Source organism: Pseudonocardia hispaniensis (genome assembly GCF_042658695.1).
Taxonomy (GTDB): domain Bacteria; phylum Actinomycetota; class Actinomycetes; order Mycobacteriales; family Pseudonocardiaceae; genus Pseudonocardia; species Pseudonocardia hispaniensis.
In genome coordinates this window covers 69,581-83,861 of sequence record NZ_JBHSQW010000016.1, presented here as the reverse complement: position 1 = coordinate 83,861, position 14,281 = coordinate 69,581, and the positions used below count along the sequence as shown (strand labels likewise).

The 14,281-nt window shown below is 73.8% G+C and carries 14 protein-coding genes; 1 reads left to right on the top strand and 13 read right to left on the bottom strand.

Features of this window, described 5'->3' with window-relative positions; genetic code table 11:
* Positions 1 to 95 precede the first annotated feature (95 nt).
* The 12 genes from ACFQE5_RS08370 to metK form a co-directional block, all read right to left on the bottom strand.
* Positions 96 to 809, bottom strand: coding sequence for an HAD family hydrolase (locus ACFQE5_RS08370; RefSeq protein ID WP_379584311.1), 714 nt, complete (start codon positions 807 to 809; stop codon positions 96 to 98).
* A 170-nt stretch (positions 810 to 979) separates the two neighbouring features.
* Positions 980 to 1,450, bottom strand: a complete 471-nt coding sequence (locus ACFQE5_RS08365; RefSeq protein WP_379584256.1) for a PH domain-containing protein — start codon at positions 1,448 to 1,450, stop codon at positions 980 to 982.
* Positions 1,447 to 1,929, bottom strand: a complete 483-nt coding sequence (gene ribH, locus ACFQE5_RS08360) for a 6,7-dimethyl-8-ribityllumazine synthase (RefSeq protein ID WP_379584255.1) — start codon at positions 1,927 to 1,929, stop codon at positions 1,447 to 1,449. The genes ACFQE5_RS08365 and ribH overlap by 4 nt, the downstream gene beginning before the upstream one ends.
* Positions 1,930 to 1,960: 31 nt before the next feature.
* A complete protein-coding gene (locus ACFQE5_RS08355; RefSeq protein WP_379584310.1) occupies positions 1,961 to 3,265 on the bottom strand; it encodes a bifunctional 3,4-dihydroxy-2-butanone-4-phosphate synthase/GTP cyclohydrolase II in 1,305 nt (434 codons plus the stop codon).
* A gap of 20 nt (positions 3,266 to 3,285) precedes the next feature.
* The gene (locus tag ACFQE5_RS08350; protein ID WP_379584254.1) at positions 3,286 to 3,918 is read right to left on the bottom strand and encodes a riboflavin synthase; all 633 of its coding nucleotides are present in this window, start codon (positions 3,916 to 3,918) and stop codon (positions 3,286 to 3,288) included.
* Positions 3,919 to 4,917: a bifunctional diaminohydroxyphosphoribosylaminopyrimidine deaminase/5-amino-6-(5-phosphoribosylamino)uracil reductase RibD gene (gene ribD / locus ACFQE5_RS08345; protein WP_379584309.1), complete on the bottom strand. Its 999-nt coding sequence runs from the start codon at positions 4,915 to 4,917 to the stop codon at positions 3,919 to 3,921.
* Between the two features lie 92 nt (positions 4,918 to 5,009).
* A complete protein-coding gene (gene rpe / locus ACFQE5_RS08340) occupies positions 5,010 to 5,693 on the bottom strand; it encodes a ribulose-phosphate 3-epimerase (protein WP_379584308.1) in 684 nt (227 codons plus the stop codon).
* A 112-nt stretch (positions 5,694 to 5,805) separates the two neighbouring features.
* Positions 5,806 to 7,275, bottom strand: a complete 1,470-nt coding sequence (locus tag ACFQE5_RS08335) for an RsmB/NOP family class I SAM-dependent RNA methyltransferase (protein ID WP_379584253.1) — start codon at positions 7,273 to 7,275, stop codon at positions 5,806 to 5,808.
* Between the two features lie 45 nt (positions 7,276 to 7,320).
* Entirely contained in the window at positions 7,321 to 8,253 is a 933-nt protein-coding gene (fmt, locus tag ACFQE5_RS08330; protein WP_379584252.1) for a methionyl-tRNA formyltransferase, read from the bottom strand.
* Positions 8,253 to 8,801, bottom strand: coding sequence for a peptide deformylase (gene def, locus ACFQE5_RS08325; protein WP_379584251.1), 549 nt, complete (start codon positions 8,799 to 8,801; stop codon positions 8,253 to 8,255). The genes fmt and def overlap by 1 nt, the downstream gene beginning before the upstream one ends.
* Before the next feature lie 98 nt (positions 8,802 to 8,899).
* Positions 8,900 to 10,948: a primosomal protein N' gene (locus tag ACFQE5_RS08320; RefSeq protein WP_379584250.1), complete on the bottom strand. Its 2,049-nt coding sequence runs from the start codon at positions 10,946 to 10,948 to the stop codon at positions 8,900 to 8,902.
* A 101-nt stretch (positions 10,949 to 11,049) separates the two neighbouring features.
* Entirely contained in the window at positions 11,050 to 12,252 is a 1,203-nt protein-coding gene (metK, locus tag ACFQE5_RS08315) for a methionine adenosyltransferase (RefSeq protein WP_379584249.1), read from the bottom strand.
* Positions 12,253 to 12,473: 221 nt separating this feature from the next.
* On the opposite strand from metK, the gene ACFQE5_RS08310 reads away from it, so the two are divergent.
* Positions 12,474 to 13,019 (top strand): SH3 domain-containing protein, encoded by a 546-nt coding sequence (locus ACFQE5_RS08310; protein ID WP_379584248.1) that lies wholly within the window; start codon positions 12,474 to 12,476, stop codon positions 13,017 to 13,019.
* A gap of 48 nt (positions 13,020 to 13,067) precedes the next feature.
* Here ACFQE5_RS08310 and coaBC read toward each other — a convergent pair whose 3' ends face one another.
* Entirely contained in the window at positions 13,068 to 14,279 is a 1,212-nt protein-coding gene (coaBC, locus tag ACFQE5_RS08305; protein WP_379584247.1) for a bifunctional phosphopantothenoylcysteine decarboxylase/phosphopantothenate--cysteine ligase CoaBC, read from the bottom strand.
* Positions 14,280 to 14,281 lie beyond the last annotated feature (2 nt).

Genomic DNA, 14,281 nt, shown 5'->3' with positions numbered 1-14,281 from the left:
CCGCCGCCCGACTCGTCGCGCCCCGCCATCGGGCGCGGACACACCGTGTCGGGGTGGCGCGGCTCGGCCCCGCCTCGAGGCCTGACGCGCTGGTCTCAGGCGGGCAGCTCGACCAGCCGCTCGACGACCTCGTCGAGGCGGGTGGCGTGGACGTGCGGCGGGTCGATCGTCGCGGGCACACCACCCTCCAGCCGCGTCACCAACGCACCGAGGAGGCCGGTTCGCAGGGCTCCGTGCACGTCCCAGCTGTGTCCGCTGACCATGGCGGTGCGCGCCGGCTCGGTGTGCACCGCCTGACACACGCTCAGGTAGGCCTGGGCCGCAGGCCGGAACAGTCCGACCTCGTCGGTCGAGACGATCCCGCGCAGGTAGGTACGCAATTCGGTGCGATCCAGCGCGGCGGCGACTCCGCGGGCGCTGCCGTAGCCGAACGCATAGACCGGGATCTTGGCCCTGGCCAGGGCCACCAGCGCGACCTCGACGTCGGCGTGGGGCGGGAGCCGGTGCAGACCGTCGAGGACATGGTCGAGAGCCTCCTCGGACAGCTCGTGGCCCGTCGTCGAACGCAGCGCCTCCCGGGCGTGCAGGACGAAGGGCCGGGTCGGGCCGGCGAGGGTGAGCGCGATGCCGCTGCGCAGCGCCCGGGCGAAGAACAGGTCGCACTCGTGTTCGGGGCGGCCGACGTCGACGAACCGCGACCGCAGCCCGTTGACCTGGAGCATGGTCCCGAGCACGTCGAGCAGTACGACCCGAGGGCGCCGGTCGGGTGCGCGCAGCGCCCTCGGCGCAGGCCGTCCGGCCGCAACCATCGCCACCATCCACCTCACAGCTCGGACCGATCTCCCTCGCTGGCCGCGGCCAGCAGAGTACCGGGATCGTTACTGTGCGTCATGTTTATCGGGCGGATGGCCACCATGGCGCCCGAACCACCGACCGCAGCGCCGAGCGACGCCTGCGCCGCGACGAACGTGCCGGGCGTTCAGCGTCCGGAGTCGGTGCGGTCGGGTCGGCTGCGCGCCGCGGCGTGCAGGGCGCGGATCGTGCGGATGCGGTCGACCGCGTAGCCGCCATCGACGGCTTGGATCGCCAGCACCGGCAGGTACTCGTCGTCGGGCAGCTCCAGCCGTGCCCACGACGCGCCGTCCGGGAACGTGACAGCCATGACCTGGTCCCAGGGCAGGTACCGGGTCAGGACGATGTTGCGCACCTCGATGCCGTCGGCGTCGGCGCGGGCACGGGGCCGGGCCAGCAGCAGGAACCCGCCCGCGATCGCCGTGCCGATCAAGACGACGGCCACCTGGTCGGCGAACCGGAAGTACACCCCGGTGGGGTCCTTGGGCAACAGCACGGCGATCACGACGAACAACACCACCGTGAGCACAGCGCCGATCCAGGCCACCCACATCACCCGGTGGGGGCGCACCACGACCTGCTCGGCAGGGGTACTCACGTCCTCTCCCGCAACCCGCGCAGCACCAGCGCGGCGTGCAACGCCGCCGTGCATGCCTCGGTTCCCTTGTCCTCCGCGGAGCCGGGCAGCCCGGATCGGGCGATCGCCTGCTCGGCCGTATCGCAGGTCAGGACGCCGTTGCCGACCGGAGTGCGTTCGTCGAGGGCCACCCGGGTGAGACCTGCGGTGACGGCGTCGCAGACGTACTCGAAGTGCGGCGTACCGCCCCGCACGACCACGCCGAGCGCAACGACGGCATCGTGCGTGCGCGCGAGCTCCTGGCAGATGACGGGGAGTTCGACGGTCCCGGCCACCCGGGCGACGGTCGGTATGGCACCGACCTTCTCCGCCACCGCCAGCGCGCGCTCCAGCAACGACTCGGCCACCTCGGCGTGCCAGCTCGCCGCGGCGATCCCGACCCGCAGCCCGGCCGCATCGCTCAGATCTCCGATGTCGACCGGTCGTCCCTCGCCACTCATGCACCCATCCTGCCTGGCCGTGGGCACCGCCTCACACGCCGACCCCGTCGACGAGGCCCGACGATCCACCCGCCTCCAGGTCCGGCAGGTCGTGGCCCATCCGGTCGCGCTTGGTGCGCAGGTAGCGCAGGTTCTCCGGGGTCGGGCGCACCGGCATCGCCACCCGCCCGGTGATCCGCAGCCCGTAGCCCTCCAGCCCGGCGCGCTTGGCCGGGTTGTTGGTCAGCAGCCGCATGCTCCTGACCCCGAGATCGGCCAGGATCTGCGCGCCGATGCCGTAGTCGCGAGCGTCCGCGGGCAGCCCCATCGCCAGGTTCGCGTCCACCGTGTCCGCCCCGGCCTCCTGCAACTGGTAGGCCTGCAGCTTGTGCAGCAGGCCGATCCCCCGGCCCTCGTGCCCGCGCATGTACAGCACCACTCCGCGCCCCTCGGCGGCCACCGCCTCGAGGGCAGCGTCGAGCTGCGGGCCGCAGTCGCAGCGCAGCGACCCCATCACGTCCCCGGTCAGACATTCCGAATGCACCCGCACCAGCACGTCCTCACCGGTGCACTCCGGGGTCCCGACGTCCCCGGCGACCATGGCGATGTGCTCGATCCCGTCCAGCAGCGAGTCGTACCCGTAGGCGGTGAACTCGCCGTGCCGGGTCGGGATCCGCGCCTGCGCCACCCGCACCACGTGCTTCTCGAACCGGCGCCGGTACGCGATCAGATCCGCGATGGTGATCATCACGAGCTCGTGTTCCTCGGCGAACACCCGCAGCTCGTCACCGCGCGCCATGTCGCCCTCGTTCTTCTGCGACACGATCTCGCACAGTGCCCCGGCCGGCGCCAGCCCCGCGATGCGGGTCAGGTCCACCGCCGCCTCGGTATGCCCGGGCCGGCGCAGCACCCCGCCCTCACGGGCCCGCAGCGGCAGCACATGCCCGGGGCGGACCAGATCCTTCGGATCGGTGGCCGGGTCGGCCAGCAACCGGATCGTCCGCGCCCGGTCCGCGGCCGAGATCCCGGTGCTGATCCCTTCCTTCGCGTCGACGGTCACCGTGAACGCGGTGCGGAAGCTGTCGGCGTTCGTGTGGTGCATCGGCGGCAGGTCCAGCCGGTCACACTCGGCCTCGGTGAGCGCCACGCACACGTAGCCGGAGGTGTAGCGGACCACGAACGACACCAGCTCCGGCGTCGCCTTCTCCGCGGCGAAGATCAGGTCGCCCTCGTTCTCCCGATCCTCGTCGTCGACCACGACGACGGGCTTGCCCGCGGCCAGATCCGCCACGGCGCGTTCGATGCTCACGAAGTCGCGGTCCGCGGCCCGCGACGGCTCCGGGGGTTCGGCACCGATCTGCGTGTTGACCAGACTGCTCACTGGATTCGAGCCTCCCCACCTGAGCCGCCCAAGTACCCGGCGGCCAACCGCTCGACGTACTTGGCGACGACATCGACCTCGAGATTGACGGTATCCCCTGGTTTGCGCATGCCAAGGGTGGTATCGGCGAGCGTCGTCGGGATCAGCGCCACCGAGAAGGTCTCCCCATCGGTGGCCGCGACGGTCAGGGACACGCCGTCGACCGCGATCGAACCCTTCTCGACGACGTACCGGGACAGCTCGCCGGGCAGGCTGAACCGCACCTCGTCGCTGCGCTCTCCGGGGGTTCGGCTCACCAGCACGCCGACGCCGTCGACGTGCCCCTGCACGATATGCCCGCCGAGCCTGCCACCGGCCGGGACGGCCCGCTCCAGGTTCACCTTGGACCCCGCGGTGACGGCTCCGAGGGAGGTGCGTTTGAGGGTCTCGGGGACCAGCTCCAGACGGAACAGCTCGCCGGACGCTCCCTCGTCGTCGATCACCGTGAGACAGCAGCCGTTCACCGCGATCGAGTCGCCGTGCGCCGCGTCCTGCGACACCGCCGGTCCGCGCACGGTCAGCACGACCAGCTCCTCGCTCTGCCGGACGTCGACGATCTCGCCGACCTCCTCAACGATCCCGGTGAACATCTACTGGTTTCCCCTCTCGGATGGGCGGGCGTCGATGAGGACGTCGCTGCCGACCCGGTGGACCGCGTCCACCTGCAACCGCCGGATGTCACCGATCGTGCCCACCCCGGCCTCGGCGAGCGCGGCCGGGCCCGCGCCCAGCAACGCGGGAGCGAGATAGGCCAGCACCCGGTCCACGCGACCCGCCGCCACAAAGGCGCCGGCCACCCGCGGACCGCCCTCCAGCAGCACGTCGACGACGCCGCGCTCGCTCAGCGTGGTGAGCACCGCGTCGGGGTCATGGCTGTGCACATGCAGCACGTCGGGGGTGTCGAGCTGGGCACCGCAGGGCAGGTCGCGGTACCCGACGACCACCCGCAGCGGCTGGTGCGGATATGCGGTCCCGTCGGGACGGCGCGCGGTCAGGGCCGGATCGTCGGCCACCACCGTGCCGGTCCCGACAACGATCGCATCGGCGGTGGCACGCAACGCATGGACCTGGGCCCGGGCCTCGGGACCGGTGATCCACCGGCTGGTGCCGTCGGCGGCGGCGCTGCGGCCGTCGAGGGTGGCCGCGAACTTCCAGGTGACATGCGGCCGCCCGGTCCGCACCGCGTGCAACCACGCGCGCAGCGGTCCGCGGCCGACCTCGTCGGCGAGCGGGCCGAACACGACCGCCACGCCCGCCTCCCGCAACGCCGTGGCGCCACCCGCGGCACGCGGGTTCGGATCGGGCACCGCGGCGTGGACGACCCGGATGCCCGCTGCGATCAAGGCGGTGGTGCAGGGCGGGGTGCGCCCGTGGTGCGCGCACGGCTCGAGGGTGACCACGGCGGTGCCGCCCGCGGCGCGGCCCCCGGCCTCGGCCAGCGCGACGATCTCGGCGTGCGGACCGCCGGGTGGAGCGGTCGCGCCCACGCCCGCGACATCGCCGGCCGGGTCGAGGATCACGCAGCCGACCGGGGGATTCGGGCTGGTCGTGCCGTGCACCCGCATCGACGCGGCCAGGGCGCGGCGCATCGCCTCCTCGATGCGCGCGCCCCCGGGATCCGCCGCGGGCGCCGGAGCCTGCGGCAGCGGGACCTCGGGGAGCTGGGCGCCCACCGATCTGGTCATCTCACCCACCGGTGCGGGGCGGCGCGCAGCACCTGCGCCCGCAGCTCCCGCACGGCGCGGCCGGGGTCGTCGGCGGAGTACACCGCGGAGCCCGCGACGAAGCAGTCGACCCCGGCATCGGCCGCCGCCTCGATGGTGTCGGCGTTGATGCCGCCGTCGATCTCCAGGAGCACCTGCAGATGGCCGGTGTCCACGAGGCGTCGCGCGGTCCGGACCTTGTCCAGGACGTGCGGCAGGAAGCGCTGTCCACCGAAGCCGGGCTCGACGCTCATCACCAGCAGGGTGTCGTAGTGCCGCAGGGTGTCGAGGTGATCCTCGAGCGGGGTGTCGGGCTTGAGCGACAGGCCGGCCTTCGCCCCGGCCGCACGGAGGTTCTTGGCCAGCATGACGGGGTCCGCCGCCGCCTCGACGTGCACCGTGACGTTGTACGCACCCGCCTCGGCGTAGCCGGGAGCCCACCGGTCCGGATCCTCGATCATCAGGTGACAGTCCAGCGGGAGCGCGGTGGCCTTGCGCAGCGACTCGACGACCGGCAGCCCGATCGTCAGGTTCGGCACGAAATGAGCGTCCATCACATCGACATGCACCCAGTCGGCACCCTGCCCGGACGGACCGGTCACCGCGTCGACGTCATCGGCCAGCCGAGCGAAGTCGGCCGAGAGAATGCTGGGGGCGATCAAAGGGTGCACGTCAGGCAGGTTACTGCGCCTGCGGCCGCGACGAACCCACCCGTCCCACGCCGCCGCGGCGCCGGTTCGCGGGCCCGGCCCGGACGTCGCCGCACCGCGATCATCAGCGCGAACGGCGCAGCAGCGCGAGGAACATCGCGTCCGTACCGTGCCGATGGGGCCAGAGCTGCACCGATGGCCCGGGCCCGAGGCCGGGGACACCGGGCAGGACGTCCCGCGCGTCCAGCTGCTCGACGTCGTCGCGGCGGCGCAGCGCACCGGTCACCACCCCGACGGTCTCCGACAGGTGCGGCGAACACGTGACGTATCCCACGACCCCGCCCGGGCGGACATGACGCAGCGCGGCGGCGAGCAGCTCGCGCTGCAACCGGGCGAGTCCCGGCACGTCCTCGGGCCGCCGCCGCCAGCGGGCCTCGGGCCGCCGGCGCAGCGCGCCGAGCCCGGTGCACGGCGCGTCGACCAGCACCCGGTCGTACGCGCCGTCCGGCAGCGGCGCGGCGCGGCCGTCGGCGACGTGCACGGTCACCGGCAACCCGTCGACGGCCCGGCGGACCAGCTGGGCGCGGTGCTCGGACTGTTCGACCGCGTCGAGAGTGCCGCCGTCGAGCCCGACGAGCCCGCCCAGCAGCGCGGCCTTGCCGCCGGGACCCGCGCACAGGTCGAGCCAGCGTCCCTCGTCGGGACCGTCGAGTTCGGCCCGCGCGAGCCCCAGCGCGACGAGCTGGCTGCCCTCGTCCTGGACGATGGCGAGCCCCTCGGCCACCGCGTCCAGCTCGCCGATCTCGCCGGTTCCCGGCTCGAGATGAACCCCGTACGGCGAGTAGGGCGCGGGATCGCCGCCGCAGGCCAGGGCGAGTTCCTCGGCGGTGATCTCACCCGGCCTGGCGAGCAGGTGCACCACGGGCCGCGCGTCGTCGGCGGCCAGCGCGGCGTCGAGCTCGGCCCGACCCGCCGGCCCGAGCGCGTCCAGGAATGCCTGGGCGATCCACCGCGGATGGGCATGGCGGAACGCCGTGTGGCCGACGGCGTCCTCCTCGGCGGGCGGCGCGAGCTCGGCCGCCCAGGCCGCTTCGTCGCGCTGGCTGATTCGGCGCAGGATCGCGTTGACGAATCCCGCGGACCGCGAGCCCGCCCGGCCGCGCACGAGGTCGACGGTGGTGTCGACCGCGGCATGCGGCGGGATCCGGGTTCGCAACAGCTGGTACGCCCCGAGCCGCAGGGCGTCGAGCAGCGGGGCCTCGACGTGGCTCATCGGCCGGTCGGTGCAGGCCTCGATGATCGCGTCCAGCAGACCCTGGGTGCGCAGGGTGCCGTAGCCGAGCTCGGTGGCCAGGGCGGCGTCGCGGTCATGCAGCCGGTAGCGCCGCAGGATCGCAGGCAGCGCCAGGTTGGCGTAGGCATCCCGCTCCCGCACGGCCGTCAGCAGCTCGAATGCGGCCTGGCGGGCCGGGTCGACGTCGGGTGGTCGCGCCGGGCCGTGCCGACGGCGCGGCGGCCCGGCGTTGTGCCGCTGGTCGGGCCGTCCCCGTCGCGACTTTCGCCCGTGCCCGCGCGGCTCGCGTGCCGTGCTCATCGGGTCTGCGCCGCGGCGCCGGTGGACCTCACGTCAGCACCGCCCTCATACCAGGACCTCACCCGGATCGATCCGGACACCGCGGGCCCAGTCGGGCGCCGGCATCGCCCGCCTGCCCGTCGGGCGGACCTCACCCAGCTCGACGGGCACCGTGGCGGTACCGACCAGCACCCGACGCTTCTGCGCGCGCAGCTCCCCGGGCTTGAGCTCGATCTGGTCGGTGCGGATCGGGCGGACCGGACCGAGCCCCAGACGCCCGTCGCGGAAGGTGGTCCAGGCGCCCGGTTCCGGGGTGACGGACCGGACGAGCCGGTCGGTCACCACGGCCGGCGCCGTCCAGTCGACGCGGGCATCGGCCACGGTCACCTTCGGCGCGTGCGAAACACCCTCGGCGGGCTGGGGGTGGGCCACCATGGTGCCGTCCTCGATGCCGTCCATCGTGGCCGTGAGCAGCCGCGCACCGGAGGTCGCGAGCCGCTGCAGGAGCGCGCCGGCCGTGTCGGTGTCCCCCACGGTCTCGGTGACGACGCCGTAGATCGGACCGGTGTCCAGGCCCTCCTGGAGCAGGAAGGTGGTGGCTCCGGTGATGTCGTCGCCGTACCGGATCGCGGCCTGGACGGGTGCCGCACCGCGCCAGGCGGGCAACAACGAGAAGTGCAGGTTGACCCAGCCGTTCACCGGGACCTCCAGGGCCGCCTGCGGCACCAACGCTCCGTAGGCCACCACCGGACAGCAGTCCGGGGCGAGTTCGCGCAGCGTGTCCAGGAACGCCGGATCGGACGGCCGGGCGGGGGTGAGCACCGGGATGCCCGCCTCGTCGGCCAGCGCGCCGACCGGGGAGCGCATCAGCCTACGGCCCCGGCCGGCTGGAGCGTCGGGCCTGGTCAGCACGCCGACGACCCGGTGGCGCGGCGAGTCGAGCAGCGCCCGCAGAGCCGGCACCGCCGGCTCCGGGGTACCGGCGAACAGCAGCCGCACTAGCGCGCCTTCCCGAACAGGGGGTGCGGGCTGACCTTGACCACCGGCTCCGGCGTGCCGAACCAGCGGGCGGCGCGGATCTCGGCCATCGCCTGCTTGCGCGTCTGCGGATCCAGCCGGTCGATGAACAGCACCCCGTCGAGGTGATCCGTCTCGTGCTGGATGCAGCGGGCCACCAGCTCACTACCCTCGACCGTGACCGGTTCACCGTGCATGTTCCAGCCGTGCGCGACGACGTGCAGGTGCCGTCGACAGTCCCAGCGCAGTTCGGGGATCGACAGGCAGCCCTCCGGGCCGATCTGCTCCTCGTCGCCGACCGGATCGAAGCTCGGGTTGACCAGATGCCCGGAGAAGCCGTCCACGTTGTAGGTGAACACGCGCAGGCCCACCCCGATCTGCGGCGCGGCGAGACCGGCCCCACCCTCGGCATTCATGGTGTCGGTGAGATCGGCGACGAGCTTGCGCAGTTCGGCGTCGAAGGTCGTGACCGCCTCCGCCGGGGTGCGCAGCACGGGGTCGCCGAAGAGCCGGACGGGCTGGACGGACACGGATCTCCTCGATGCGGGCGACGGACGACACGTCGATTCTGCCACGGGGCCGGGTCCGGACTCGTCCGGCGATCACCTCGCCCGCCCCGGACGACCGGTCAACCGATCTCCTGCGGATCCACCCGCACCCGCACCGGGTCGGACGCCTTGCGCGCGGTACGGGCCGCCTGCGCGGCGGCCAGCGCCGCGGCCAGCGCCCGCCCCTGCGCCCGCGGGACCCGCAGCAGCGCACGCTCCCGCACCTCGACACCGGGGTCGACGCCGGTGCCGGGGTCGGCACCGATCTCGACCGGGCCGAGCACCTCGACCCCGGCCAGTCGGGCGAGCTCACCGCACGCCAGCACCTCCGCGACCGCGCCTGCGCTGCCCTCGACGGCCGCCATCCGCACCGCGGGCGGGAAGCCCACCTCGGCACGGGACCGCAGCTCCGCGGCCGCATGCCCCGCCGGATCCCACCGGACGAGCGCCTGCACCGTCGGCAGCGCGGAATCGGCCATCACCACGACCCGGCCACCCTCGGCGTGCGGCACGACGAGCGCGGCGGCCGCGAGCCACCGGCGCAGCGTCTCCTCGACCACCCGTAGGTCGGGCCGGGCGAGCATGGCCCATCCGTCGACCAGCAGCGCGGCGCCGTACCCACCGTCGGCGGGCGGCTCCGCGCCGGGTGTCGCCACGACGAGCTCCGGCTGCGCCCGGATCCGGTCGAGCACGGCCGCTCCCCCGCCGGAGGAGCGCACCGGGACACCCGGGAACGCCCGGCCGAGTTCCTCGGCGGTGCGGCGCGCCCCGACGACGTTGGCCCTCAGCCGCCGTGAACCGCACGCTCCGCAGCGGAATCCTGGTTCGGCGCGCCCGCACCACCGGCAGTGCGCCGGTCCGGGCGAGCCGTCCCCACCCCGCTGCGCCGCGGCCGGGACGGCCAGCGGACCGGCGCAGTGCCGGCACCGGGCCGTCTCCCGGCACTGGGCGCAGGCCAGCCACGGCAGGTAACCGCCACGCGGCACCTGGACCAGCACCGGACGTCCGGCGGCCAGCGCCGCCCGGCCCGCCTCGAACGCGACCGAGGGCATCCGCGCCACGCGCGCCTGGGGATCTCTCGCGAGCTGCCCGTCGGTCTCGCCGATCGCGATGACGCGGGGCATCGCGGCGCGGACGGTGGCCCGGTCGGCGACCACCTCGCGGGCCCACCCCGACTCGACGAGCAGGTGGGCCTCCGCTGTTCGCGCCGTCCCACCGACCAGCAACGCCGCGGTGACGGCGTGCGCGCGGAGCATCAGGACGTCCCGGACGTGCGGATACGGCGCGCGCGGCTCGGCGTGGAGGTCGTCACCGTCGTCCCAGACCACGAGCAGGCCGAGATCGTGCAACGGCGCGAACGCCGCGGACCGCGTTCCGACGACCACCCGGACCGCACCGCGGCGCACCGCGAGCCACCGCCGGTAGCGCTCGGCCGGACCGAGCTCGGCGGTGAGCGCGACCACACCGCAGGCGCCGATCCGCGCCTCGCAGGCCGCCTGCAGCGCGTCGACGTCGCGCTGGTCGGGCACCACCAGCAGGGCGCTGCGCCCACCGGCCGCGGTGGCGGCCGCGGCCTCGGCCAGCCGGTCGGCCCACGCCTCTCCCGGCAGCGCCTGCCACACCGCATGCGCGGCACGCCCCTGCTCCAGTGCGCGCAGCAGCGCGGGCCCACGCGGGTAGCGAGACCATCCGGAGCGGTCGAGCGCGTCCAGGGATGGCGCCACAGCCACGTCGGGCGACGGCTCGGCCTCCACCGCGGCGTGCCGCGGCGGGACGGCGAGGCGCAGCACGTCGCACAGCAGCCCCGCATATCGGTCGGCGACCGCCCGGCACAGGGCGGCGACCTCGGCGGTGAGCACCGGTTCCGGCGAGACGACCCGATCGATCCAGGCCAGTCGCCCGCCGTGGCCGGACTCCTGGACCCGCTCGAGCAGGTAGCCGTCGACCAGCCGGCCCGCAAAACGCACCCTCAGCCGAACGCCGGGCACGGCCTCGTCGTCGAGATGACTGGGGACGCGGTAGTCGAACGGCCGGTCGAGATGGGCGAGCGGGACGTCCACCGCGACCCGGGCGACGGACAGGGCCGGGGCGGGTCGCCATTCACCGCGGGTACGGGAAGCGCGCGTCATCTCGCCTCCAGCGCGTGCAGAGCGCTCGCCGGCCGACAGGGTCACCGACAGCCTCGCACCCCTCCCCGACACTCAGCCCCGGCCTCGCCGCGGCAGGCGGCTCACAGGCCGGCGACCGCCTTCAGCGCGTCGGCGCGTGCGGTGCTCTCCCACGGCAACTCGACGTCGGTGCGGCCGAAGTGACCGTAGGCGGCGGTCTGGGCGTAGATCGGGCGGAGCAGGTCGAGATCGCGGATGATCGCGGCCGGGCGCAGGTCGAAGACCTCGGTGACGGCCATCTGGATCTTCACGGGGTCGACGTGTTCGGTGCCGAAGGTCTCCACGAACAAGCCCACCGGCGCGGCCTTGCCGATGGCGTAGGCGACCTGCACCTCGATGCGGTCGGCCAGGCCCGCGGCCACCGCGTTCTTGGCCACCCACCGCATCGCGTAGGCGGCCGAACGGTCGACCTTCGAGGGGTCCTTTCCGGAGAACGCCCCGCCACCGTGGCGGGCGAACCCGCCGTAGGTGTCGACGATGATCTTCCGGCCGGTCAGCCCGGCATCACCCATCGGTCCGCCGACGACGAACCGGCCGGTCGGGTTGACCAGCAGCCGCATCCCGCTCGCATCGAGCCCGGCCCGCTCCAGCTCCGGGACCACGACGTGCTCGCGGATGTCGGGGCCCAGCAGCGCGTCCAGGTCGATGTCGGCGGCGTGCTGGCTGGAGACCACGACGGTGTCGACCCGCACGGCCCGGTCGCCGTCGTACTCGATCGTGACCTGCGTCTTGCCGTCCGGGCGCAGGTAGGGCAGCACACCGGTCTTGCGGACCTCGGCCAGCCGCCGGGCCATCCGGTGCGCGAGCGCGATCGGCAGCGGCAGCAGCTCCGGGGTGTCGGTGTTGGCGTAGCCGAACATCAGGCCCTGGTCGCCCGCGCCCTGCTGGGCGATCTCGTCCTGGTCCTGCTCGACGCGCGCCTCGTACGCGGTGTCGACGCCCTGGGCGATATCGGCCGACTGCGCACCGATCGCGACGTTCACCCCGCAGGAGTTCCCGTCGAAGCCCTTGGCCGACGAGTCGTAGCCGATCTCGAGGATCTTGTCCCGCACCAGCGTCGGGATGTCGACGTACGAGCGGGTGGTGACCTCCCCGGCGACGTGCACCTGCCCCGTGGTGACCAGGGTCTCGACCGCGACACGGCTTCGTGGGTCCTTCTCCAGGAGCGCGTCGAGGATGGAGTCGCTGATCGCGTCACACATCTTGTCCGGGTGCCCTTCGGTCACCGACTCGCTGGTGAACAATCGCCGACCCACGTTCGCCACGCGCTACCCCATCCTCGCCTCGGCCGATCTGTGCTCGACGAGCCTAGTCGACTCCACGGTGGTGCCGACGGCCACCGCCCTGTGAACGGTGACCGTGGGTGACGAACCTGCCGCGAGCTCACCGGATCTCACCGCTTCCGGTGATGTCCGAGCCAGTGGCGAATCGGTCCCGCACGCGCTCGTTGGTCCTGGTGACGTCCCCATCGAACGGAGGTTTTCGGATGAACTGGTTGCAACGACCGGGCCGGGCGGCCGCTGTCACCGGCGGGCTGGTCGCGGTCGGGGCGGCCACGGTGATGGCACTGGCCGTCGGCACTGCCTCCGCCGCCGAGCAGGGCCGGTGCACCGACACTGTCAACGTCCGCGCGGAACCGAGCCCGACCGCCCGCATCGTCGCGGTGTGTGAGCGGGGCACCGAGGTGACCGTGGGCGAGCGGCGCAACGGTTTCGTCCACCTCACGAACCTGCACGGCTGGTCGGCCGAGCAGTACGTGTCGACCGAGCGCTCCTCGCGGGCCACGCCCGGTGGTCCGGCTCCGACCAGCGCCCCGGCGAGCACCCAACGGCGCCAGGTCGCCCCGAGCGCCACGCCCACCGTCGCGCCGACGACGCCCCAGCCGCGACCCGCCCCGCAGCCGACCCCCCAGCCCTCGGCTCAGCCCGCGCCGGCAACCGTCACCCCGACCGAGGCTCCGCAGGCCGACGCCCCCGCGCCGCCCGCCGAGCGCGAGCCGGCCCGCTCCCCCATCGGCGCCCTGATCCCCTGATCGGAACCGGCTGTGAGTGCGGCACAGTGTCAGAACACTGTGACGCACTCACAGCCGGGCGTGAACGGCGTCCCAGAGCCGGGAGGCGAGCAGGGCCTTCGAACCGCGGGCGAGTTCGGTCTCGGTGCCGTCGGCGCCCAGCAGCCAGCCCGCGTTGTCCGGCACCTCGAACGCCTTGCCGTCGCCGACGGCGTTGACCACGAGCAGGTCGCACCCCTTGCGCGCCAACTTGTGCCGCCCGTGGAACAGCGCATCGCCCGAGGAGTCGCCCGTCTCCGCCGCGAAGCCGACGATGACCTGACCCGGCTCCCGGTTCTTGACGAGCTCCACGAGGATGTCCGGGTTCTTCGTCAACACCAGCGGGTCCGGCTCCGCGCCGGTCTTTTTGATCTTGTCCGAAGCGACCCCGACGGGCCGGAAGTCGGCCACCGCCGCGGACATCACCACCGCGTCCGCGCCCGGCACCGCCGCGAGCATCGCCTCGCGCAGCTGCGCGGCCGAGCCGACCCGCACCACCTCCACGGCCGCCGGGTCGCCGAGGTCCGCGGTGTGCGCGGCCACCAAGGTCACCGACGCGCCGCGCTGGGCGGCCACCCTGGCCAGCGCATATCCCTGCCGGCCGGAGGAGCGGTTCCCGAGGAACCGCACCGGATCGAGCGGCTCGCGGGTGCCGCCGGCGGAGACGACCACCCGGCGACCCTCGAGGTCGCGGGGCAGCGCGTCGGGCCGTTCCAGCAGCAACCGCGCCAGCTCGGCGATCTCGGCGGCGTCGGGCATCCGGCCGGGACCGGTGTCCTTGCCCGTCAGCCGTCCGGATGCCGGTTCGAGCACGACGACACCCCGGGACCGCAGCAACGCCACGTTGTCCCGGGTCGCCGGGTGCTCCCACATCTCGGTGTGCATGGCCGGGGCGAACAGCACCGGGCACCGGGCCGTGAGCAGGGCGGCGGTGAGCAGGTCGTCGGCGCGGCCGTGCGCGGCCCTCGCCAGCAGGTCGGCGGTGGCCGGAGCGACGACGACGAGGTCGGCCTCCTGACCGAGCTTCACATGCGGCACCGCGGGTACGTCGGTGAAGACGCCGGTGTGCACCGGCTGGCCGGACAACGCCTCGAAGGTCGCGGCACCGACGAACTCCAGTGCCGCGACCGTCGGCAGCACGCGGACGTGATGGCCGGACTCGGTGAGCCGCCGCAGGAGCTCGGCGCTCTTGTAGGCCGCGATGCCCCCGGCGACTCCCAGCAGGACCCGGGGGCCGGTCACGG